This is a genomic window from Streptomyces sp. NBC_01013 (genome assembly GCF_045162765.1).
In the GTDB taxonomy this organism is placed as follows: Bacteria; Actinomycetota; Actinomycetes; order Streptomycetales; family Streptomycetaceae; genus Streptomyces.
In genome coordinates this window covers 885,653-907,655 of sequence record NZ_CP108687.1, presented here as the reverse complement: position 1 = coordinate 907,655, position 22,003 = coordinate 885,653, and the positions used below count along the sequence as shown (strand labels likewise).

The following is a 22,003-nucleotide window of genomic DNA, read 5'->3' as shown; positions in this document are numbered from 1 at the left end:
GGCGGCCTACGCACCCGTGTTCTCGTGCGACTCCATGAGCTCCCGGTGGGCGGCCACCACGTCCTCGGCGAGCACGGTCACCATCTCCTCACGGGTCGGTGTGCTGTCGGCGTGCGTGGCGTACAGCCGTAGATCCCGCTGTGCGGAGGCCTTCTGGCAGAGCTCGCGCGCGAACCTGGCGTTGCCCACCGTGTCGGCCATGCCGCCGTCCACGATCGCCGTGCAGAAGGTCCCGAGGACCTCGACCGCCCCCTCGTCCGGCTCGTCTCCTTGGGCGGCCAGGACGGTGCGGGCGATGAGGACCAGCTCCTGCGCGGAGTACGAGGGGAAGTCGACGCGCGTGGTGAAGCGGGACACGAGCCCGGGGTTCGCGGCGAGCAGACCGGCCATCTCGTCGCGGTAGCCGGCGAGTACGACGACGAGCCGGTCACGGTCGTCCTCGGCCCGCTTCAGGAGCACCTGCAACGCCTCGTCACCGAACGCGTCGCCGCCGCTGTACCCGCTGTTGGACAGGGCGTACGCCTCGTCGATGAACAGCACGCCGTTCAGCGCCGAGTCGATGACCTTGCTGGTCTTGATGGCCGTGGACCCGAGGTGCTGCCCGACCAGGTCGACGCGCTGGGCCTCGATGACATGCCCCGAACTCAGCAGCCCGAGACCGGCGAAGACCTTCCCGATGATGCGGGCGACGGTCGTCTTGCCCGTGCCGGGCGGCCCCGCGAAGACGAAGTGCCGGGGCCGGGCCCCGCCGGGAAGCCCCTGCTCCTCGCGCAGCACGGCCATGCGCAACTGTGCGATGAGAGTGAGGACCTGGCGCTTCACGGGTTCCAGGCCGATCATGCCGTCGAGCGACTTCTGCGCCTCGGCGAGCAGCCGGGCCCGCGCGTCGGCGGTCAGCCCGCCGGACTCGGGCTCGGTACCGGCGGGACCGGTAGTGGACGAATCGGGCCCGGCCGGGGCCGGGACGGCCGGCGACGGCGAATCCGGCTGCCGCGGCCGCGGCGGAACCAGATCCTGGGCGAGAGGAGCCGGGGGTGCGGGGGCGGCAGGAGCGGGAGCCGGGCGGGCCTGGGCGCGGGTGTCCACGTCGAAGAGGCCGGGCGCACACCGGAAGGCGTACTGGTACCGCTTCAGTGCCTCCTCCTGCCGCCCCAGCTCCTCCAGGGAACGCCCCATGAAGTACTTGGTCTCGGCATCGAACCGGCTGCCCGTCTCCAGCTTCCGGGGCAACGGCGCCAGGACGTTCAGCGCCTCGTGGTAGACGCCCTGGGCGAAGAGCGCCGCACCGACGTACAACTGCGCCTCGTCGTACAGGAAAGCGTCACCGATGCCGGTTGCGAACCGGAGCACGAGGGCCCAGTCCTCCTTGACGAACGCGTAGCGCGTACAGACGAACTTGGTCTCATCGCAGTCGAGTTGAGCGGTGGAGAGCCCGGCCCACGCCTCGTCGGCCCGCTTCTTGTCCAGCAGCGAGGACATGGCCGCCAGCCACAGGTCGCGCGCGTTCTCCAGACGGAAGGTGACGTAGTGGCCGATCTGGAAGGTGGACCGCAGCGGCATCCCGAACTTCGTCCGCAGCGCGCCGAAGGTCCCGGAGCACCGGAGCATGGCGTCCAGGGCCTCCTCCTGCCGCTGACCGGTTGCGTGCAGCCCCAGCCATGCGTCGGCGGCAGCGGGGTCGTGGGTCGTGGCCAGCGTGAACTGTATGCCGGCGCCCGCGGTGTCCCCGCGCTGCATCAGCGCCATCGCCTGGCTCCACGCCTGTTCGGCCTTCCTGACCGAGCCCCGGCTCGCGGCTGGACCCTGCACGTGACTCTCCCCTCGACAGGCGCGCAGCCCGCGCCGGCGGCCGACGGGGCCCGCCGTGATCACCTGGAACGCTGGTCAGGATAACCAACCTTCACCCGCCGCGCGCTGAGTGCCGCTCGAGGCCTGCCCGGAGGATCGGGGGTCGGCCGCGACACCGTGAGCGGAAGGCGGTCAGCCGGACTCCGGTGATCCGTCCGGCGGTCACGAGCGGGACGATCCGCGGGGATGACCTGCCAGGCGGTGACGATGCCGGGGCCACGGGTCACGCGGACCCGTGGCGTGGCACGGGGCCGCGTGACCGGGAGCGGCCGGACGGCGAGCGGGTGTCCGGCGTGAGGAAGGAGTTCCGGCGGCGCAGTCGAGGCCGCAGCGCCCCCGAGCCGGACTGGACGGAGTATCAGGCGGCCATGGCCACCGATGCCTTGGCCAGCGTCACCTCACGTGTCCCGCGCACCCTGTCCTCCCTGAAGACGACGATCCGCAGCAGCGCGAACCGCCCGGCGCCGGCGATCGCCGACGCCGACAGGTAGACGCTCTGCTGGACGAGTGCCGAAGGCTCGGACTGGACCGCGTACAGGCAGAACAGCGCCCCGGTCGTGAACGCGTAGCTCACTGCGACGGTCAGTCCGGACTGGAGGTGGACACCCCATCCCCTGCGGTCGCTGCGGAAGGAGATCCGGCTGTGCAGTTCGGTCGCGATCACGGTGGAGACGACGGTGACGAGGGCGTTGGCGACGGCCAGCGGGATCCGGCCGTTGAGGAGAACCAGAACACCACTGGAGGCAACCCCGACCCCGCCACCGCAGATCACAAAGCGCACGAAGGCCGCGAGGGCCGGGTGAAGCGTGCGCGTCGGCTGGAGCGAAGGGGCGGTCACGAGTGGGCCTCCGAAGGCTGTGTGAAGCGGTGTTCCTATTCCACTCCTGAACCTACGGACCGGGCGTCCTCCGCACGACCCGGTTTCCCCCCTACTTTCCTGGGGGTTGTCCCCCAGGGGAGGGTATAGGTAGGTCCCATCAGGCGGTGAAAACTGCTGATCCACGGGTGATTCATCTTCTGCGACAGGCGGTTGCTCCCTCAGCCGGTATTGCTGAGAGGGCGGATCGTCGACGTCCGGTGTGAGCGACCCCCGGGTACGCAGCCCGGTGAAGGTGTCAGAGATGCTGGGAACCGGGCCGGCGCCCCTGCGTGTTGGTGAACCGCAGCCCGGCAGTCAGCGTACGATGCCGGCCCCGCTTGTTCGCCGCGCAACCGTAGTCCTTCAGTCATGTCCCTGCGACCCGGCGGGTTCTACGCTCACGCCCGTGCTGCCGCCGAGGGAAGCGAGGGCTTCCGCCGGCCCCGCATGACGGGTTGGGACGTCAGTCCGTTCTAGCCGGACGGTCCGCGCGTCGCGCCGATGCGCCCGCCGGTCCTGCCCGAACCGGCACAGCACGGCGAGGACCCGGCGGACTGCGACGGCGCCCGGGCGGCGCCGTTCAGGCGCTCCGCACCGGTTCCGCCCTGGCCAGCACCTGGTCCAGGGCCTCGGTGAGGAACCGCGCCGGCTCCGTCGCCGCCGCTGTGGTCCGCATCGCGACGATCCCGTCCGGACGGACGAGCAGCGCCCCTTCCACGGGGAGCCAGGGGACCGCGACCTGATGCGCGGGCAGTCCGACCTCCGCTGCGGCGGTGATCCAGGCGTCGCCGGCCACGCCCACCAGCAGGGTCCACCGGGACACCACCAGGTCGAGCGTGGAGACCCCGTCGATCCACGCGTGGGGGACACGTGAACCCGGCGACCCGTCCAGCACCAGATCGGCCGTGGACGGGAGTTCCGGCCGCGGGTCGATGACGGCCGCCGAGTCGTACCTCTGGCCGAGGTGCACGACAGGCGCTGCCCACACCCCCGCCGCAGCCCTGGCGGCGTCGGCCTCGGGGCCACGCCCCCAGTGCAGCTGTGGGTCGGCCATCCGGCGCATCGCCTGGTCCAGCGTCGCCTCGGCGACCGGTTCGCGTTCGTGCGCGTAGGTGTCGAGCAGTCCGGCACCGGCCTCGCCGTGGTGGACGGCGGCGAGCTTCCACGCCAGGTTGTGCGCGTCGGCGACCCCGGTGTTGAGGCCGAACGCGCCCATGGGTGACACGGTGTGCGCGGCGTCGCCCACGAGGAACACGCGGCCGACCGCGAAGCTCTCGGCTGCCACGCTCCGGGGCCGCCACGGGAGCACGCTGAGCACCTCGACGTCGAGGTCGGGATCGCCGACCGCCAGCCGGACGGTCGCCGCGCAGCGCTCGTGCGTGAAGTCCTCGGGGCGCTCTCCGCCGTCGACGTCGCAGGGGGCGTGGAAGACCCAGTCCGTACTGCCGTCCACGGTGGCCAGCAGGCCGGGCGCCTCCGGCGTGGTGATCGTGCAGGTGGCGAAGGACATTCCCCGCAGATGCGGTCGGAGGTCGGCCCGGAACAGGATGTTGATCCTGGAGTTGCCCAGGTCGCCCGGCCCGGAGGTGCCCACGCCGAGCGCGGTCCGCACGGGGCTGTGCGTGCCGTCGGCGGCGACCACGTGCCCGCACCGCAGCCAGTAGCGGCCGTCGGGTCCTTCCAGTTCGACGTCGACCCTGTCGGCGTCCTGCGCGATGCCGGCCAGGCGGGTCGACCAGCGCAGGTCCGCTCCGCGTCGTGCCAGGTCGGCCGCTACGACGGCGTCGAGCCGGTCCTGAGCGCAGACGCCGCGCAGTCTGAACGGCGTCACCTCCGGTCCGTCGGCGGCCGGGGGCGGCATGGGCACGGTCACGACGTCGCCCGCGCCCATCTCGACGACGGTCCGCGCCACCGCCTTGCCCGCGCCGCCCCGGAGGTCGACGGCGACGGCGTCGACGGCGGTGTCGAGAGCGAGTTCCCGCAGGATCTCCACGGTGCGCGGTCCAATGCCCGTGGCGCGGGGGTGCGTCGATGGCCCGGACCGGCGTTCGACGAGTACTGCCGGGACGCCGTGGTGGGTGAGCAGGGCCTCGGTGAGCAGGCCGACACTGCCGCCGCCGACCACGAGCACCGGCACGTCTGGATACGCTGTAGCTGCCATGGCAACACCGTATCCAGAAGGTAGGATGAGGGTCAACGAAGAAAGGAACCGACCCGATGACCGAACCCGTTCCCTCGTCGGTGTGGACCCGGCCGCGCCCCGAGCCGCGCAGGCGCGCGCCCGGCGTGGACCAGTACGTGGCCGCCGCGCTGGCCGTCGCGGACGCCGAGGGACTGGCGGCGGTGTCGATGCGGAGGGTCGCGGGTGATCTCGGTTCCGGGACCGCCTCGCTCTACCGGTACATCACCAACCGTGACGAGCTGGTGGACCTGATGGTCGACGCGGTGCAGGGCGAGGACCCCCTGCCCGATCTCGTTGACGACTGGCGTGCCGGTCTGGGAGCAGTGGCGCACGCCCTGCGTGCGACGCTGCTGCGGCATCCCTGGCTGGCGGGCGAACTGGCGGGGAGGCCCGCGCTCGGCCCCAACTCGTTGCGGCGGTCCGAATCCGCACTGCGTGCCGCCGTCGCGCTCACGCCCGACATCGATCTGGCCTCGCAGGCCCTCGGCGCCGTGCACGCCTATGTGACGGGTTCGGTCGCCGCCCAGCAGGCCCTTCACCGCGCGGAGCAGCGCACCGGCCTCAGCGAGGAGGAGTGGCAGCGCAGCGTGGGCCCCTATATCAGCGAGGTCCTTGCCGCGGGCGAACACCCGATGCTCGCCCGCCGCGTCCTCGAAGCGGACGAACCCGACCCCGACGTCGGGTTCGCGTTCGGCCTGGACTGCTTGCTCGACGGGCTGGCGGCCCGACTGGATCGCTGAGTCGTCAGTACCCGTAGCGGTTGGCGGTTCTCCGGGTGGAGGGCGGGGCGGACCGGGCCCCGGCCGCGCCGCGACCCGATCCGTCGCCGAATGTTCCGCCGAACGCCACCGCGTGCACACTGCACGGGTCTTCCGCAGGCCTGCCGATTCTGGAACACTCCAGTCGCTTCCCCCACATCCCCTCACCCTGCAGAGGCCCCCACCCATGGCAGAACTCAACCGTCGCCGCCTCCTGCAACTCGCCGGAGGCACGGCCGCCTACACCGCGTTGTCGAACAGCATCGCCCGTGCTGCCTCCCTTCCCGCGCGGGGCCGCACGGGAAGCCTGCAGGACGTCGAGCACATCGTCGTCCTGATGCAGGAGAACCGTTCCTTCGACCACTACTTCGGCACCATGAACGGCGTTCGCGGCTTCGGTGACCCGCGGCCCGTCACGCTGCCCAGTGGAAAGCCGGTGTGGCATCAGAAGGACGGGCTGGGCAAGGAGGTGCTGCCGTTCCGGCCGCCCGCCGACGAGCTCGGTATGCAGTTCCTCCGCGACCTGAACCACGACTGGGCCGGCGGGCACCGGGCATTCAACAAGGGTGCGTACGACCAGTGGGTGCCGGCCAAGACGGCGACGACGATGGCTCACCTCACCCGCGAGGACATTCCGTTCCACTACGCCCTCGCCGACGCGTTCACCGTCTGCGACGCGTACCACTGCTCGTTCATCGGGTCCACCGACCCGAACCGCTACTACCTGTGGAGCGGATACACGGGGAACGACGGGTCCGGCGGCGGTCCCGTGCTCGGCAACGACGAGGCGGGGTACGGCTGGACCACCTACCCCGAGCGGCTGGAGCAGGCCGGGGTGTCGTGGAAGGTCTATCAGGACATCGGCGACGGACTCGACGCCGCCGGGTCCTGGGGGTGGATCGGCGATGCCTACCGGGGTACGTACGGTGACAACTCTTTGCTCTACTTCAACAGTTACCGCAACGCCCAGCCCGGAAATCCGCTCTACGACAAGGCCCGCACCGGGACCGACATCAAGAACGGCGGCGGGCTCCTCGACGACCTGAAGGCCGATGTCCGGGCCGGTACGCTGCCGAAGGTGTCGTGGATCGTCTCTCCGGAGGCGTACAGCGAGCACCCCAACTGGCCGGCCAACTACGGTGCCTGGTACATCTCGCAGGTCCTGGACGCACTGACCGCCGATCCCGAGGTCTGGGGCCGGACCGCCCTCTTCATCACCTACGACGAGAACGACGGGTTCTTCGATCACGTCGTGCCGCCCTTCGTTCCGTCGGGGCCCGCGCAGGGACTGTCCACCGTCGACACCTCCGCCGACTACTTCCCCGGCGACCTCCGGTACGCCGCCGGGCCGTACGGGCTCGGCCAGCGGGTGCCCATGCTCGTCGTCTCCCCCTGGAGCACCGGTGGGTACGCGTGCTCCGAGGTCTTCGACCACACCTCCGTCATCCGGTTCATGGAACAGCGCTTCGGCGTGCGCGAGCCCAACATCTCGCCCTGGCGGCGCGCCGTCTGCGGCGACCTCACCTCCGCCTTCGACTTCCGTCGTACGGACACCTCCGCCGCGTCGCTGCCGTCGACCGACGCCTACGAGCCTCCGGACCGCCTCCGGCACCCCGACTACGTCCCCGTGCCACCCGCCGCCGGCAGCGTGCCCAGACAGGAGAAGGGGGCCCGGCCGACCCGGCCCCTGCGCTACGCGCCCTTCGTCGACGGTGCAGCGGATACGTCCACCGGCAAGTACCGCCTCACCTTCAGCGGTGGCGCCGCTGCCGGCGCGCACTTCCTGGTGACCTCCGCGAACCGCACCGACGGGCCCTGGACCTACACCACCGAGGCCTGCAAGTCCCTCGCGGACAGCTGGAACACCACCTATTCCAAAGGGGTGACCGACCTCACCGTCCACGGCCCCAACGGCTTCCTGCGCACCTTCCGGGCGGCCGGGAAGGTGGCGGGGCCCGAGGTGACGGCGCGTCATGTCGCGGCCGGAGGAGGGCTCGAACTCACCCTTGTCAACGGGGGTTCCGGGACCGTGCGGCTGACCGTGCGCAGTGCTGTGGGGTACGGGGGAGGGGTCCAGACCTTCGCCGTCCGTGCGGGCGCGACCGTGAAGCACGTGCTTGACCTGCGGGGAAGCAAGAGCTGGTACGACGTCACCGTCGTCTCCGACGTGGACGCCACGTTCCTGCGGCGCTTCGCCGGACACGTCGAGACCGGCCAAGCCGGCACCAGCGACCCGGGCCTCGTCACCGGGTGAGTGGCAACGCTTCGTGACGGTCGGTGGGTGGTTCGGGGGCGAGCGGTGTCCGTGAGGTGGGCGTCGCCCGCTCCTGACCACCCGTCGGGCCGGGCGGTTCGCGTGCGTTAGAGTCTTGTACGGGTCATGAGTTCCAGTGCACAGCCCCGGCTTGCTGGACGGCACCCCGCTCCGCTGCGGGTGCTCCGGGTGACGACCTGCCCCGTGCGAAGGGCACGGGGAACAGCGGACCGCGGTGCAGGGTGCACGGGGTCCTCACCCCGGAAGGCGAACCTCACCATGCTGCGTCATCTCACCCAGAACGACTCCGTGCGCAGCGATGACTGCTCACGCTATGCGGCAGGGCATCGCGTGCACTGGATCCATGCCAAGAAGTGCCGCCAGGAGCCTGGGCAGGCCGTCGAGATCCTGCTCACCTCCGGGGACGTCCGCGACGACGGATGGGTCGAACTGCGTCCCGCCTTCGACTATGCGGGTGACCTCCCCGAGGTCTGGACGCACGCCCCCGGTGCGCTGCGGGAGACCCTCGCCGCTCACCGCGGCCGGGTGTACTGGCTGGCGCGCTGGCATGCGCTGAAGCTCGAGTACGGCGACGGCGACGGGACCCGCGGCACTGCCGGGCTGGTCAATGTCGGGTTGGAGGGCGGGGGCCTCTGCGAGGGTGCCCGTAGCGGTGGGCGCGCCACTCCGGCATAACCCGGACCGTCCTGCTCGCCCTGTCGCGGCACGTCCGGGGGGCTCGTGCGGAACATCGCGATGCTCATCAATTGTGCTGAGATGTCAATCCGTTGTTCCGTTCATGGTGCGGGATTGATCGCTGTTGACCGTTCCGGCGTCACACAAAATCCTTATAGTGAAGTTGCGTTGATCGAATGATCTTGACGCGTGCAGCTGTCGCCACAGGAGTCAGGACTCATGACGCGCCCTTCTTCCACAGAGCCCGCGCCACCCTCTCCTCCTCCGCCCCCGGGCTGTCCGGCTCACGCCGGGGCCGTGCCGCTCGGCGGATCGGGCTTCCAGACCGAACCGCAGACCGTCTACCGCGCGATGCGGCGTGACCACGGGCCGGTCGTCCCCGTCGAACTCCCGGGCGGGTTCCCCGCCTGGCTGGTCATCGGGTACCGCGAGCTCCATCAAGTCACCAGCGACGGAGAGCTGTTCCCGCGCGATGTCGGCCTGTGGAACCAGTGGCCCCACATCCCCGACGACTGGCCGCTGCTGCCGATGGTGGGGCGCCCCATGCCGTCCATCTACTTCAGCGCGGGGGAGGAACACCGGAGGCACGTCCGGATGGTGGGGCCGGCCCTCGAAGGCACCGACCCGCATCAGATCCGCACTCACTGCGAGCAGTTGGCCGACCGGCTGGTCGACGACGTGTGCAGCCGTGGCACGGCCGACCTCGTCGCCGACTTCTGTGAGCCCCTCCCCGTCCTCGTCCTCGCCCGGCTCGTCGGGTTCCCCGACGACGAAGGTGCCGCCATCGCCCAGGTGTTGAAGGACCTCGCCGACGGCGGGCCGGACGCGCAGACCGCCCATCTGCGCTTCGGGGAACACATGGCCCGGCTGGTGGCCGCCAAACGGGCCGCACCGGGCGACGACGTGACCTCCCGCATGCTCGCCTTCCCCGAGGCGTTCACCGACGAGGAGTACATGCTCGACCTGATGGCCATCACGGCCGCCGGGCACCTCACCACGGCCGACTGGGTCAGCAACTCCCTGCGTCTGATGCTCACGGAGGACGCGTTCGCCGACTCCATGGCCCGCGGGCGGCGCAGCATCGGCGAGGCCATGAACGAGGTGCTCTGGGAGGACACACCCACCCAGATCCTCGCCGGACGCTGGGCTGTACGGGACACCCAGCTCGGGGGACAGCGGATCAAGGCCGGGGACATGCTGCTGCTCGGACTCGGCGCGGCCAACACCGACCCCCTGATCCGGCAGAGCATGTCCGGCGGCGGAGCGCCCGCCCAGGGCGGCAACGGGGCCCATCTCGCCTTCAGCCACGGCGAGTACCGCTGTCCCTTCCCCGCCCAGGAGATCGCCGAGATCATCGCCAGGACCGGCATCGAGGTCCTGCTCGACCGGCTGCCCGATCTCCAGCTCGCCGTCCCCGTCGACGGCCTCGTGAGGCGGCCCTCCGCGTTCCTGCGTGGCACCACCTCGCTCCCCGTCCGGTTCACCCCCGTTCGTACGACAGGAGACTTCTCGTGAACTGCCCCCACGCAACCGCCCAGGCAGCAGCTCGGAACGGCGGGACGGTAGTCATCGACCCGATGGTCCAGGACCTGGACGGTGAGACGACGCGGCTGCGCGAAGCCGGGCCGCTGGCGCGGATCGAACTGCTCGGTGTACCGGCGTGGGCCCTCACCCGGCACGCCGACGCCCGTCAACTGCTGCTCGATCCACGGCTGGTGAAGGACCTCGACGCCTGGGGCCTGTGGCAGAACGGCGAGGTGACGCACGCGTGGCCGCTCATCGGGATGATCGACGCCGGCCGGTCCATGTTCACCGTCGACGGGGACGAGCACCGCCGGCTGCGGACCAAGACCTCCCAGGCACTCACGCCCCGCCGCCTGGAGGCGATTCGCCCCGACATCGAGAAGTTCACCGAGGAACTGCTGGACGCGCTCGCGGAGGGCGGCAGGAACGGGGCCGTCGTGGACCTCAAGTCCGTGTTCGCGCAGCCGTTGCCCATGCGGGTCGTCGGCATGCTGATGGGCGTCGACCCCGCCGCGAACGCCATGCTGACCCGCCAGTACAAGGCCTTCTTCTCGATGCTCACCCCGCAGGACGAGCGCCTGGCCCTCCTCGCCGACCTGGACGTCTTCTACACCGGGCTCGTACGCGAGAAGACCGCGCAGCCGACCGACGACCTGACCTCCGCGCTGATCCTCGCCGAGGAGGGCGGCGAGCCGCTGACGGAGGAAGAGGTGGTCGGCAACCTCAAGGCGATGGTCGCGGCCGGGCACGAGACCACGATCGGGCTCATTCTCAATGCCGTACGCGCCCTTCTGGCGCACCCCGAGCAGCTGCGCTTGGTCCTCGACGGGGAGGTCTCCTGGGAGACCGTGATCGAGGAGACCCTGCGGTGGGACACCCCGACCACCCACCTCCTGATGCGGTTCGCCACCGAGGACATCCAGGTCGGCGACGGTGTCATCGCCAAGGGCGAGGGCGTGGTCATCTCCTACCGTGTGATCGGCCGCGACCCCGAGCAGCACGGCCCCGACGCCGACGCGTTCGACATCACCCGCCCCACCCCCATCCGGCACATGACCTTCGGTCACGGCCCGCACATCTGCCCCGGTGCGGCGCTCTCCCGCGTCGAGGCGGGCATTGCCCTGCCGGCGCTCTTCGAGCGCTTCCCGGGGCTGCGGCTCGCGGTGCCGGATGCCGACATCCGCAAGCTTCCCGTGATGACGCAGAACGACATGGAGGCCTTTCCCGTCCTGCTCGGTGCCTGAGACCCCCTGCGCCGTTCCGGGACCTCGGTCTCGGCCGGCGCGCGTATCGTGAGGTCCATGAAGATCCGCTTCGGTGTCGGGCTCGGTGCCGGTTCGCCCCTTTCGGAGTTCAGCCGGATCGTCGACCGCCTCGAAAGCGGCGGGGTCGACTCGCTCTGGCTGTCCGAGCAGGTCCACTCGGACGCGGTCGACCCCTTCATCGGCATGGCGCACGCCCTGTCCCGCACGAGCCGGCTGAAGGTCGGGACATCCGTCGCCGTACTTCCGGGGCGGCACCCGGTGCTGGTCGCCAAGCAGTTGGCGTCCCTGGCCGCGCTCTCGCCCCGGCGCGTGCTGCCGGTGTTCGGACTCCAGCCCGCGCGGAGCGGCGAACGGGAACTGTTCCCCGCACCGGTGGGACGGCGCGGGGCGCTGTTCGACGAGTCACTGGAGCTGCTGCGGGCCTCGCTCGGCGGAGAAGCCGTGGGCTTCGAGGGAGAGCTCCTGAAGGTCGAAGCCGCGCGGGTCGGGCCGTTGCCCGCGAAGCCCCTGGACATCTGGCTCGGGGGCAGCGCGCCCGCCGGGCTGCGCAGGGCCGGGCGCTACGGGGACGGCTGGCTCGGGTCGTTCCTCACTCCCGAGGCCGCCGGACGGGCCCGGGAGGCGATTCAGGCCGCGGCGGCGGAGGCGGGGCGGGAGATCGAGCCCGACCACTTCGGGATCAGCCTCACCGTCGCCGAGGGCGGCATCCCGGCGGATCTGGCCCAGGTGATCCGGCGGCGCGCTCCGGAGAGCGACCCCGCGGATCTCGTAGCTGCCGGCTGGCCGGAACTCCACAGGCTGCTCGACCTCTACGTCGAGGCCGGTCTGAGCAAGTTCGTGATCTACTCCGCCGGGTCCCTGACCGACGGCTCCTCCGACGGCCCGCGCATCGACACCTTCCTCGACCGGTTCGAGGCGGAGCTGTTGCCCCGGCAGAACTGAACGCGCGCGGGTCCGGGCCTCCAAGCCCTGCTCCCCGGCCAGGAGCAGAGCCTGCTCGATGTGCGGCCTGCCCGCTGTACGGGTGTGTACGGTCCGCGGCAACCTCCCGCCCCGCGGCGGCGACTGGGATACGAGTGCCCGCTCCTCCCCCCCCCCAGCCGAACGCAGGAGGCCCCTCATGAGCCGCCCCACCCGCAGAAGGACCCTCGCCGTTCTCCCCGCCGCGCTCCTCCTGGCCCTGCTGCCGGGCAGCGCGTCCGCCTACCCCAACCCCGGCACCGTCACCGGCGACATCGTCGTCCACGACCCCTCGATGGTCCGGACGTCCTCGGGGCAGTACCTCCTCTACTCCACCGGCGGCAACCTGCAGCTGCGCACCTCCTCCGACCGCACCGCTTTCGGCCGCTCCGGATCGGCGTTCGGCACCCCGCCGAGCTGGTGGAAGAACTACTCCCCGGCCTCCGACCCCTGGGCGCCGGACATCTCGTACCACGGCGGCACGTACCTGATGTACTACGCGGTCTCGTCCTTCGGGTCGAACACCTCGGCCATCGGACTGGCCGGATCCGCCACCGGGCAGCCGGGCAGCTGGACCGACTACGGCACGGTGTACACCTCCGGCTCGTCGAGCGACTACAACGCCATCGACCCGAATCTCTTCGTGGACGACGACGGGAAGTGGTGGCTGTCCTTCGGCTCCTGGTGGACGGGGATCAAGATGATCCGCATCGACCCGTCCACGGGCAAGCAGCACGCCGGTGACACCGCCCGCCGCTCGCTGGCGTCCCGCCCCACCGGGACCAAGGCGGTGGAGGCGCCGACCGTGGTCAAGCGGAACGGCTACTACTACCTGTTCGCCTCGTACGACACCTGCTGCGCGGGCACGAGCTCCACGTACAAGGTCAAGGTGGGGCGTGCCACGAGCGTGACGGGGCCGTACAAGGACCGTAACGGCGTGAACATGCTCAGCAACGGCGGGACCCCGGTCCTGGAGTCGCACGGCCGCTACATCGGGCCCGGTGGGCAGTCGGTGCTCGCCGACTCCGACGGTGACCTGCTCGTCTACCACTACTACGACGGCCAGGACAACGGGACCCCCAAGCTCGGCGTCAACCTCCTGAACTGGGCCAGTGGTTGGCCCGTCGCGTACTGACCGGCGCCTGCCCGGCAACCATGCGGCCACCGGTGGCAACCACTACCTGAACGCCACATCACCTCAACGGGAACGGTTCAGGTCATGACAGCGGATCGCCGAACGGCACAGCACGCCCCCCACGGGCCGACAGACGGCAGCCACCGCAGCCGCAGAGCTCGACTGGCCCTGGTGACAGCGGTCGCCACCACCCTCGCGGCCGGAGTCGCCGCGACCACCGCGAACGGACTGCCCGGGGCGCACGACGCTCCGGGCATCAGCGCCGCCGCGGCCGCCTCCCCGGTCCGGGCCGACGAGGCGGCCGACGGCTTCGCGTCGGTCGACGCCCTGGGCCAGGACGGAACGTACGGAGGGCGCGGCGGTGAGACCGTGACCGTGCGCACCCTCGCCGACCTGGAGAAGTACGCGACGGCGCCGCAGCCGTACGTCATCGTCGTCGCGGCGGCCATCACCATGGATCCCAAGGGCAGGGAGATCAAGGTCGCCTCCGACAAGACGATCATCGGCTCCGGAACCTCCGGGCACATCGTCGGCGGCGGCTTCTTCCTCGGCCAGGGGGTGCACAACGTCATCATCCGCAACCTGACGATCCGGGACTCCTACGCCGGGACCTGGAACGACAAGGAGCACGACTGGGACGCCATCCAGATGGACGGCGCCCACCACGTGTGGATCGATCACAACGACCTGCGGAACATGGCCGACGGGTTGATAGACAGCCGCAAGGACACCACCTACCTCACCGTGTCCTGGAACCGGCTCCAGCACGACAACAAGGCCTTCGGCATCGGCTGGACCGAGAACACCACCGCCGACATCACGATCCATCACAACTGGCTCCACGAGACCGAACAGCGCAATCCCTCGACCGACAACGTGGCCCACGCCCACCTGTACAACAACTTCCTCCAGGACGACCCGGGCACCGACATCACGACCAGTTACGGCAACTACGCCCGCGGGCACACGAACATGGTCCTGGAGAACAGCTACTTCGACGGCTTGAACAACCCCGTGACCCGGGACAGCACCGCCACCCTCGCCCAGCGCGGCAGCGTCTTCGCGGGCACGACCGGACGCAACGAGAGCGGCGGCGGAACCTCCTTCGACCCGCGCAGCTACTACGCCTACACGCTCGACGCGGCCGCCGAGGTGCCCGCTCTGGTGAAGGCGGGCGCCGGCCCGCGCTCCACCGTGGGGGCGGCGGCCACCGCCGCCGTGACCACGCTCACCGTGGCCAAGGACGGCAGCGGCCAGTACGGCAGCGTGCAGGCCGCCGTGAACGCGGTGCCCGCGGGCAACACCGCCCGGACCGTCATCTCCATCGCACCCGGCACCTACCGCGAGCCGGTGAGGATACCCTCGACCAAGCAGAACGTGACCCTCCAGGGCTCCGGCCCCAGCCGCAGGAGCACGGTCATCGTCTACGACAACGCCTCCGGCACCCAGAAGCCCGACGGATCGGGTCCCTACGGCACGGGCGGCAGCGCGACGGTCGCAGCCGAGGCGGACGGCTTCCAGGCCCGCAACCTCACCATCGCCAACGACTTCGACGAGGCCGCCCACCAGGACATGAGCGGTCTGCAGGCGGTCGCGCTGCGCACCGCGGCCGACAAGGTGTTCCTCGACTCGATCATCACCGAGGGTGATCAGGACACCCTGCTGCTCGACACGGCCGCCAAGGAGAAACTCGGCCGGGTCTACATGAGGAACTCCTATGTCGTGGGCAACGTCGACTTCGTCTTCGGCCGGGCGAGCGCGGTCATCGACGCCTCCGTCATCACGCTGAAGAAGCGGTGGAACGGCAGCTCCGCCGGATACATCACCGCCCCGAGCACGGCCGCCGGCCGCAAGGGCTTCCTCATCAACAACTCCACCGTCAACGGCGACGTCTCCCCGGCCACGTTCTACCTCGGCCGTCCCTGGCACGCGGGCGGCGACGCCACGCTCGACCCGATGACCACCGTCCGCGACACCACCCTGAGCGCCGCGATCCGGCCGGCGCCGTGGACCGACATGAGTGGCTTCTCCTGGAAGGACGACCGGTTCGCGGAGTACCGCAACGACGGGCCGGGCGCCGGGACGGCCGGCGGTGACAGGCCGCAGCTGAGCGACGGCGCGGCGGCCGGGCAGGAGGTCGCCGACTGGCTGAGCGGCTGGACTCCGTCGGCCTCCTGAGCCGTCGGTGTCCCCGGTCCCCGGTGCTCGGCGCCGCGGCCCGGGCATATCGTGGCGGTAGCGGGAAGGGCTGCCGCCACGGTCCGCCCCCCGGAGACGGACGTCCTGGACAGGAGTCGAAGCGCTTCGACAGCCCTATGGACACGCTGTGCGGGCAGGTCTAGGCTTGCATCATCCAGGCATGTCGCAGGTGGACCGCACGAAGTCGAAGCGCTTCGCCACATCCGACCGGAGCTGCCGGTGCAGGCCGGTCCCCGTGCCGGTGTCACATGATGTCCCTTGATGGAGAGCTGAATGGTCACCCTTGCCGAGGTCGCGCAGCACGCCGGAGTCTCCGCGAGCACGGTGAGCTATGTCCTCAGCGGGAAGCGGTCCATCTCGGTGTCCACCCGGGAGCGGGTGGAGCTGAGCATCCAGCAGCTCGGATACCACCCCAACGCCGGTGCGAGGGCGCTGGCCAGCAGCCGCTCGAACATCATCGCGCTCATGGTGCCGCTGCGCACCGACATGTACGTCCCCATCATGATGGAGATCGCCATCGCGGTGGCCACCACGGCCCGCACCCACGGCTACGACGTCCTCCTCCTCACCGGGGAGGAGGGCCCCGCCGCGGTGCGGCGCATCGCCGGGAGTTCTCTCGCCGACGCGATGATCCTCATGGACGTCGAACTCCATGACGAGCGGCTGCCGCTGCTGCGTGACACCGACCGGGCCGCCGTGCTCATCGGACTGCCCGCCGACACCGCGGGCCTGACCTGCGTGGACCTCGACTTCGAGGCGACGGGCGCGCTCTGTGTGGACCACCTCGCCGGCCTCGGCCACCGCGAGGTCGCGGTCATCGGCGAGGCGGCCGCGGTGTACGAGCGCCACACCGGATTCGCTGAGCGGACGGTCGACGGCATACGTGCCAAGGCGCTGGAGACCGGCGTGCGCGTGCTCCACCGGCCCTGCGAGGGCGGCTACCCGGCGATGGCGCAGACCCTGTCGCGGATCTTCGACGAGCGCCCCGGCACCACCGGGTTCATCGTGCAGAACGAGTCCGCGGTGGAGCCGTTGCTCAATCTCCTGCGACAGCAGGGCCGGGCGGTGCCCGAGGACGTGTCGGTGGTCGCGATCTGCCCCGAGCAGGTGGCCTTGCAGGCCTCGGTGCGGCTCACCTCCGTCGCCATCCCGGCACAGGAGATGGGGCGCCGCTCGGTCGAGCAGGTCGTCGCCAAGCTCTCCGGCCGCGGCACCGACGAAGTGGAGCTTCTGGCGCCCGAGCTGACGGTACGGGAGAGCACGGGGCCCGCCCCCAGGTAGTGCCTCGCGCGGACGTGCGCACGAGCCGGCCCCCGTGCGGGGGCCGGCTCCTTGTGCGTACCGGTCAGCTGGAGGTGACACCGAACGCGTTCGTCCGGAAGTCCAGCCCGCCCGACGACGACGTGATCTCGTAGCCGAACTGGACGTCACCGATGGTCTCGTTGCCCCACCAGCCCTTGGTGTCCTTGATCCACTTCAGGATCGGCAGGATGTTCACCGTGCCCGAGGCGGAGTCCGAGGTGCGCAGGAACGAGAAGACCTGGTTGGCCCCGTTGTCACCCTTGTAGACGGTCCAGGTGTGGCCGCCGAGCGTCACGTTTCCCTGCGAGGTGCCGAGCGGGCCCACGGCACCGTTGTAGTTGACCCAGAGCATGACCTCGTAGTCGTAGTCGCTGTCCCAGATGTCGTACGAGGTGTTGTAGGCGCCGGACGACGGGACGGTGACGTTGTAGGTGCTGGTGAGCGACGACAGCGAGGTGATGGACTTGCCGACGACCTTCTTGGCGTTGGGATACGACTTGATGCCGCCCGTGTTCGGGTGATCGGCCCAAACACCCCAGTTGCTGGACGAGTTGACCCAGATGGACTGTGCGCCTGCGCCGGAACCCCAGATGTTGTTGTAGAGGGTGTATGCGTCGGAGGTGGTGTAGTTGCCCCACTGGTCCGATGAGGACCAGATCGCGGCCTGGGCGGGGGCGGCGGCGAAGCCGATGAGGGCCGCCACCGCCGTCGCCGGTGCCAGTACGAACCTGCTGAGGGTGCGGGTGCGTCGTGCCATGGTTGTCCCTTCCATGGTGGGGGGATGGGGTGGGGGGAGTGCTACCGCGGCCCCAGTTCGAGGACGCGGTCCACGCCGGCCGTCAGCTCCAGGGCTGTCGCTGTTCCGGCGGAGGCATCGGTGAAGGTGTGCCCGTCGCCCGTACGGACGTCGATCCGGGCGTCACGGGTGGGATGGAGCACGGCGGTCGCGGTGCTGTCGGCGGACCAGCGCAGATCCAGTCCGGCGCCGAACCTCGTGCGCACACCGCGCAGTTCGCCGCTCGGGCAGCCGGCCATGGGTGCGGGCAGCAGGACCAGCCGGTGCGGGGTCGACTGGACGAGCGACTCGATGACCGCCGCGGGCAGCGCGTGGGCGGCGTCCGCGTTGTAGACGTTGCGGGACGGATAATGGGCGCTCATCAGCGAGTCGTGGAAGAAGTCACCCGCCAGTACGGCGTCAAGTGCTGCCGAGACGCGCCGGCCGTCCCGCAGCCGCGCCGCGATCAGGGCGTGGTGCAGATGTCCGTGGGCGGAGTCGTTCTCCGATCCGCGCAGCTCCAGGGCGCGGTGTGCGGCGGTCGCGAGCCCGGGCGTGTCGTACGGATTGATCGCGTCCAGCGGCCACACGGGGTAGAGGTGGCTGAGGTGGCGGTGGTCGTACGTCTCCTCCAGGCCCGGCCACGCCCACTCGGCGAGGGCGCCGTCCCTGTTGACCCGATAGGCGGGGAGCCGGTCCGCGAGCGCCCGGCGCCGGGCCGAGGATGCGGCGGTGGGGGAGCGGTCGGCCGACACGGTGAGCGCGTGACGTGCCGCGGCCAGGTCCATGGTCGCGTTCACCGTGCCCCAACTCGCGTTGGCCGGACGGTTCTCCGGTGAGTACGAGGGGACGATCGCCACCGTGCCGTCCCGAGCGGTGCGGGTCAGGAAGTCCTCGTAGAACAGGGCGGCTTCGTGCAGCGCACCGACGAGCCGTGGGTCCGTCACCCCACTCGTCTCGGCGTGCTCGATCAGCGGTTCCAGGAGCCAGTCCGCACCGGCCGTCCACAGATGCAGCGGGTAGGCGCGCTGGAAGTGGCGGGTGTGGCCGGACTCGCCGTCGGTGTGGGACGGGGCGACGATGCCCCGTGCCCCGAAGAGCGCCCGGGCGTTGTCACGCCAGTCGGCCAACTGGCCGTACACCAGGCGGGCATGGGCCTCGGACACCTCGGGTAGCGCGGCGGCCGCCGCCGAGGCGATCTGGAGGTTCAGGTTGGCGTTGGTGGTGAACGCCCCGGACCAGGCGGTCTCCCAGTCGCCCGTCCACAGGCCGGTCAGCCGGGGCGGCAGGACGCCGGAGGACGAGTACAGGTGGTACCGCCCCGCTGCGAACAGGCGCTCCAGCAGGGCGGGGCTGCCCGGTCGCCGCACCAACTCGCTGCCCGGCAGGTTGCGTTCGGCCGGGTCTGCGTCCAGGGCCAGGGTGGCCCGCCGGATGGCCGGCGTGTGCAGCGGCCGGTGGCGGGCGAGCAGCGTCGGGTAGTCGTCCTGCGGCAGGCCGGCACACTCCGCCATCACATCCAGGTGGCCCGCGTGGCGCCGCACCCGTGTGAGCAGCAGCAGGCCCCGGGCCCCCTCGATCCGGATGCCCTCGTCGGCGACCGACGTCCTGCCGCCGTCAGCCCGGACCACGGTCACTCCCGTATAGGCGAGTTCGCTGTCCGGGTAGCCCACCCGCAGCGACAGCCGGCCGCCACCGGGTGTCAGTACGGTGCTGCGGCCGACGGCCAGGCTCGGCGGGGCACCCGGCAGCGCGTGGTCCAGGGTCAGGTCCACCGCTAGTCCCGGGCCGGTCACGTACTGGACGATCACGTCGTCGGCACGGGAGACGAAGACCTGGCTGCGCCGGCCCTCGCACACGGCCGTGATCTCGCCCGTCGCGAAGTCGACCGTACGGCGGTAGCCCGGGGGCGGTTCCGTGCCGCAGGGCCCGGCCGACGCGTCGGGAAGGGGCCGGATCCTCGTCTGGAACGCCGGATGGAAGGGCTGCACCCACACCAGCGGCAGCCCCGCCCCGAACCGCTCGAAGGCCGCGGTGTCCCCGGAGAGCAGCGCGCTCTGCAGCCGGTCCAGCCGGTCCGAGAGCTCGGGCGGACGCAGGTGCTCGCTGCCGTTGGGCCGGACCAGGGTGTGGTGGTTGACGATGACCCGGTCGTCGGCCGGGTCCCCGTACACCATCGCTCCGTGCCGGCCGTTGCCGCCGAGGAAGGCGTCCTCCCAGCGGGCGGCGGGGCGCGGTTCCCACGTGCCGTCGATGTGGGTGCGGGCGGTCATGGAGCGGCGCTCCGCAGCACGGCCACGCCGTGCCGGCCCAGCTCCACCCGGTCGAGGGCCTTCTCACCGGTCAGGAGGTCCTCGTACGAGCCCGGCACGGTCACGGTGACGGCGTCCCGTCCGTGGTGGAGCAGGAAGAGCAGGTCCCCGCGGCGGACGGCCTCCACACCGTCGGGCAGCCCGGCCAGCACCGGCGTCACACCGGCCTCCCGCACCACGTCACCCAGCAGCGCGCGCAGCGCCGCCGCCTCCGGCAGCGTCGACAGATACCGGGCCCGGCCCCTGCGCAGCACCGCGGGCAGGCCCGCCAGCTCGCCGTCTCGGTACGCGGCCACCACCTCGGTGTCCGCCGCGGCCTCCAGCTCCTCCGACCACAGGGTGCCGTCGAAGCCGTCGCAGGCCACGGTCGAGCCGGCGTCGAGCGGCCACCACTCGTGGAGCGTGCGGATCCCGAACAGCTCGCGCAGCCGGGCGTCCATTCCGCCCGGCCTGATGCGGTCGTCCACGTCCGCGATCCCGCTGAAGAAGCCGCAGACCAGTGTTCCGCCGCCCTCCGCGTAGGCCACGAGATTGTCGACCGAGGCGTCGGTGAGCAGGTACAGATGGGGTACGGCGACCGCCTTGAACCGGCTCAGGTCCGCGTCGGGGCGGGCGAACTCGGTGAGGACACCGTTCTCCCACAGGGCCCGGTGCCAGCGCTGCACGACTTCGGTGTAGTCCAGCAGCGAGGAGGGCCTGCCCTCCTGGGTGCCCGCCCACCACGAGTCCCAGTCGTGCAGGATCGCGACGTCGGCCGGCACGTCACTGCCGCCGACGGCCGGTCCGATCGTGGCGAGTTCCGCTCCCAGCCGCTTGATCTCCCGGAAGGTGCGGCCCCGCTCGCCGGCGTGGGTGAGCATCCCGGAGTGGAACTTCTCCGAGCCCTGCCGGGACTGCCGCCACTGGAAGTAGCACACTGCATCGGCGCCGCGCGCCACGGCCTGCAGTGACCAGAGCCGGTTCAGGCCCTCCGGCTTGGGATGGTTGACCCCCCGCCAGTTGACGGGCCCGGCCGCCTGTTCCATCAGCATCCAGGGCCCGGCGGCCTGCGAACGCGTCATGTCGGCGAGCATCGCGTTGTACTGGCCGCCCTGCGGGTCCCGGGGGTCCGGATAGATGTCGACGGAGACGATGTCCTCCTCGGCCGACCAGGCCCAGGCGTCCTGGCCCGACCACAGCGGCATGAAGTTCGTCGTCACCGGAATGTGCGGGGTGTGCCGGGCCACGATGTCGCGCTCGGCGACGTAGCACTCCATCAGCGCGTCGGAGGTGAACCGCTTGAAGTCCAGCACCTGCGCCGGGTTCTTCATGTACTGCGCCTTGCGGGGCGGCAGAACCTCCGTCCAGGAGTCGTATCGCTGGCTCCAGAACGCCGTCCCCCACGCCTCGTTGAGCGCGTCGACCGTGACGTACCGGCTCCGCAGCCAGCGGCGGAAGTGCGCCGCCGTCTCGTCGCACCAGCAGTGCGTGCAGTACTCGTTGTTGATGTGCCAGACGGTGAGCGCGGGATGGTCCGCGTACCGTGCTGCGAGGTCCTCGGTGAGGGCCGCGGCATAGCGACGGTAGACCGGGGAGCTGGCACAGAACTGCTGGCGCGAGCCGTACCAGACGACCGAGCCGTCCTCCGTGCGCGGCAGGGTCTCCGGGTGCCGCGCCCCCATCCAGGGCGGCGGGGACGCGGTCGGCGTGGCGAGCACGACGCCGATGCCGTGTGCGTGCATCAGGTCCATCAGCCGGTCCAGCCAGCCGAACTCCCTCGCACCCGGGCGTGGTTCGATCTTGGCCCAGGAGAAGACGCCGAGGGTGACGGAGTTGACCCCGGCCTCCTTCATCAGCCGGGCGTCGTCCTCCCACACCTCCTCGGGCCACTGCTCGGGGTTGTAGTCGCCTCCGAAGAGGATGCGGCCACGGGCTGCGTCGCGCAGGGACGGCAT

General features: G+C 70.8%; 15 protein-coding genes and 1 riboswitch. Of the genes, 9 read left to right on the top strand and 6 right to left on the bottom strand.

From position 1 onward, the window contains the following. Positions 1 to 6: 6 nt before the first annotated feature. The 3 genes from OG538_RS03875 to OG538_RS03865 form a co-directional block, all read right to left on the bottom strand. Positions 7 to 1,809, bottom strand: a complete 1,803-nt coding sequence (locus OG538_RS03875; RefSeq protein WP_406090137.1) for an AAA family ATPase — start codon at positions 1,807 to 1,809, stop codon at positions 7 to 9. A 397-nt stretch (positions 1,810 to 2,206) separates the two neighbouring features. Further along, positions 2,207 to 2,686 carry a hypothetical protein gene (locus OG538_RS03870; protein ID WP_406090135.1) on the bottom strand — a complete coding sequence of 160 codons (480 nt, stop codon included), beginning with the start codon at positions 2,684 to 2,686 and terminating at the stop codon, positions 2,207 to 2,209. A gap of 601 nt (positions 2,687 to 3,287) precedes the next feature. Beyond that, positions 3,288 to 4,868 carry an FAD-dependent monooxygenase gene (locus tag OG538_RS03865; RefSeq protein ID WP_406090133.1) on the bottom strand — a complete coding sequence of 527 codons (1,581 nt, stop codon included), beginning with the start codon at positions 4,866 to 4,868 and terminating at the stop codon, positions 3,288 to 3,290. A gap of 56 nt (positions 4,869 to 4,924) precedes the next feature. Between OG538_RS03865 and OG538_RS03860 the strand changes: the two genes are divergently transcribed. The 9 genes from OG538_RS03860 (at position 4,925) to OG538_RS03820 (ending at position 16,961) form a co-directional block, all read left to right on the top strand. Beyond that, entirely contained in the window at positions 4,925 to 5,629 is a 705-nt protein-coding gene (locus OG538_RS03860) for a TetR/AcrR family transcriptional regulator C-terminal domain-containing protein (protein WP_406090131.1), read from the top strand. Between the two features lie 205 nt (positions 5,630 to 5,834). Then, the gene (locus OG538_RS03855; protein WP_406090129.1) at positions 5,835 to 7,901 is read left to right on the top strand and encodes a phosphocholine-specific phospholipase C; all 2,067 of its coding nucleotides are present in this window, start codon (positions 5,835 to 5,837) and stop codon (positions 7,899 to 7,901) included. A gap of 122 nt (positions 7,902 to 8,023) precedes the next feature. Beyond that, a riboswitch (SAM riboswitch) is annotated at positions 8,024 to 8,133 on the top strand. A 47-nt stretch (positions 8,134 to 8,180) separates the two neighbouring features. Continuing rightward, positions 8,181 to 8,597, top strand: a complete 417-nt coding sequence (locus OG538_RS03850) for a hypothetical protein (protein ID WP_406090127.1) — start codon at positions 8,181 to 8,183, stop codon at positions 8,595 to 8,597. A gap of 219 nt (positions 8,598 to 8,816) precedes the next feature. Then, positions 8,817 to 10,112, top strand: coding sequence for a cytochrome P450 (locus OG538_RS03845; protein WP_406090125.1), 1,296 nt, complete (start codon positions 8,817 to 8,819; stop codon positions 10,110 to 10,112). Further along, the gene (locus OG538_RS03840; protein ID WP_406090123.1) at positions 10,109 to 11,365 is read left to right on the top strand and encodes a cytochrome P450; all 1,257 of its coding nucleotides are present in this window, start codon (positions 10,109 to 10,111) and stop codon (positions 11,363 to 11,365) included. Before OG538_RS03845 ends, OG538_RS03840 begins: the two co-directional genes overlap by 4 nt. Before the next feature lie 57 nt (positions 11,366 to 11,422). Beyond that, complete coding sequence (locus tag OG538_RS03835) at positions 11,423 to 12,328, top strand: TIGR03854 family LLM class F420-dependent oxidoreductase (protein WP_406090121.1); 906 nt, start codon at positions 11,423 to 11,425, stop codon at positions 12,326 to 12,328. Between the two features lie 178 nt (positions 12,329 to 12,506). Next, positions 12,507 to 13,481 carry an arabinan endo-1,5-alpha-L-arabinosidase gene (locus OG538_RS03830; protein ID WP_406090119.1) on the top strand — a complete coding sequence of 325 codons (975 nt, stop codon included), beginning with the start codon at positions 12,507 to 12,509 and terminating at the stop codon, positions 13,479 to 13,481. Positions 13,482 to 13,565: 84 nt separating this feature from the next. Further along, a complete protein-coding gene (locus OG538_RS03825) occupies positions 13,566 to 15,659 on the top strand; it encodes a pectinesterase family protein (RefSeq protein WP_406090117.1) in 2,094 nt (697 codons plus the stop codon). A 294-nt stretch (positions 15,660 to 15,953) separates the two neighbouring features. After that, positions 15,954 to 16,961, top strand: a complete 1,008-nt coding sequence (locus OG538_RS03820; protein ID WP_406090115.1) for a LacI family DNA-binding transcriptional regulator — start codon at positions 15,954 to 15,956, stop codon at positions 16,959 to 16,961. A 64-nt stretch (positions 16,962 to 17,025) separates the two neighbouring features. Here the strand turns inward: OG538_RS03820 and OG538_RS03815 are convergent, their stop codons facing one another. The 3 genes from OG538_RS03815 to OG538_RS03805 are packed head-to-tail and all read right to left on the bottom strand — an operon-like array spanning position 17,026 to position 22,003. Beyond that, positions 17,026 to 17,739, bottom strand: coding sequence for a GH12 family glycosyl hydrolase domain-containing protein (locus OG538_RS03815; RefSeq protein ID WP_406090113.1), 714 nt, complete (start codon positions 17,737 to 17,739; stop codon positions 17,026 to 17,028). Between the two features lie 41 nt (positions 17,740 to 17,780). Next, positions 17,781 to 20,030, bottom strand: coding sequence for a glycosyl hydrolase family 95 catalytic domain-containing protein (locus OG538_RS03810; RefSeq protein WP_406090111.1), 2,250 nt, complete (start codon positions 20,028 to 20,030; stop codon positions 17,781 to 17,783). After that, positions 20,027 to 22,003, bottom strand: a complete 1,977-nt coding sequence (locus OG538_RS03805; protein ID WP_406090109.1) for a beta-galactosidase — start codon at positions 22,001 to 22,003, stop codon at positions 20,027 to 20,029. The genes OG538_RS03810 and OG538_RS03805 overlap by 4 nt, the downstream gene beginning before the upstream one ends.

Coding starts and splice junctions, on each gene's coding strand:
- OG538_RS03835 (WP_406090121.1), top strand. CDS start 11,423: ATGAAGATCCGCTTCGGTGTCGGGCTCGGTGCCGGTTCGCCCCTTTCG.
- OG538_RS03810 (WP_406090111.1), bottom strand. CDS start 20,030: ATGACCGCCCGCACCCACATCGACGGCACGTGGGAACCGCGCCCCGCC.
- OG538_RS03865 (WP_406090133.1), bottom strand. CDS start 4,868: ATGGCAGCTACAGCGTATCCAGACGTGCCGGTGCTCGTGGTCGGCGGC.
- OG538_RS03830 (WP_406090119.1), top strand. CDS start 12,507: ATGAGCCGCCCCACCCGCAGAAGGACCCTCGCCGTTCTCCCCGCCGCG.
- OG538_RS03805 (WP_406090109.1), bottom strand. CDS start 22,003: ATGCCGTCCCTGCGCGACGCAGCCCGTGGCCGCATCCTCTTCGGAGGC.
- OG538_RS03850 (WP_406090127.1), top strand. CDS start 8,181: ATGCTGCGTCATCTCACCCAGAACGACTCCGTGCGCAGCGATGACTGC.
- OG538_RS03825 (WP_406090117.1), top strand. CDS start 13,566: ATGACAGCGGATCGCCGAACGGCACAGCACGCCCCCCACGGGCCGACA.
- OG538_RS03855 (WP_406090129.1), top strand. CDS start 5,835: ATGGCAGAACTCAACCGTCGCCGCCTCCTGCAACTCGCCGGAGGCACG.
- OG538_RS03820 (WP_406090115.1), top strand. CDS start 15,954: ATGGTCACCCTTGCCGAGGTCGCGCAGCACGCCGGAGTCTCCGCGAGC.
- OG538_RS03845 (WP_406090125.1), top strand. CDS start 8,817: ATGACGCGCCCTTCTTCCACAGAGCCCGCGCCACCCTCTCCTCCTCCG.
- OG538_RS03815 (WP_406090113.1), bottom strand. CDS start 17,739: ATGGCACGACGCACCCGCACCCTCAGCAGGTTCGTACTGGCACCGGCG.
- OG538_RS03860 (WP_406090131.1), top strand. CDS start 4,925: ATGACCGAACCCGTTCCCTCGTCGGTGTGGACCCGGCCGCGCCCCGAG.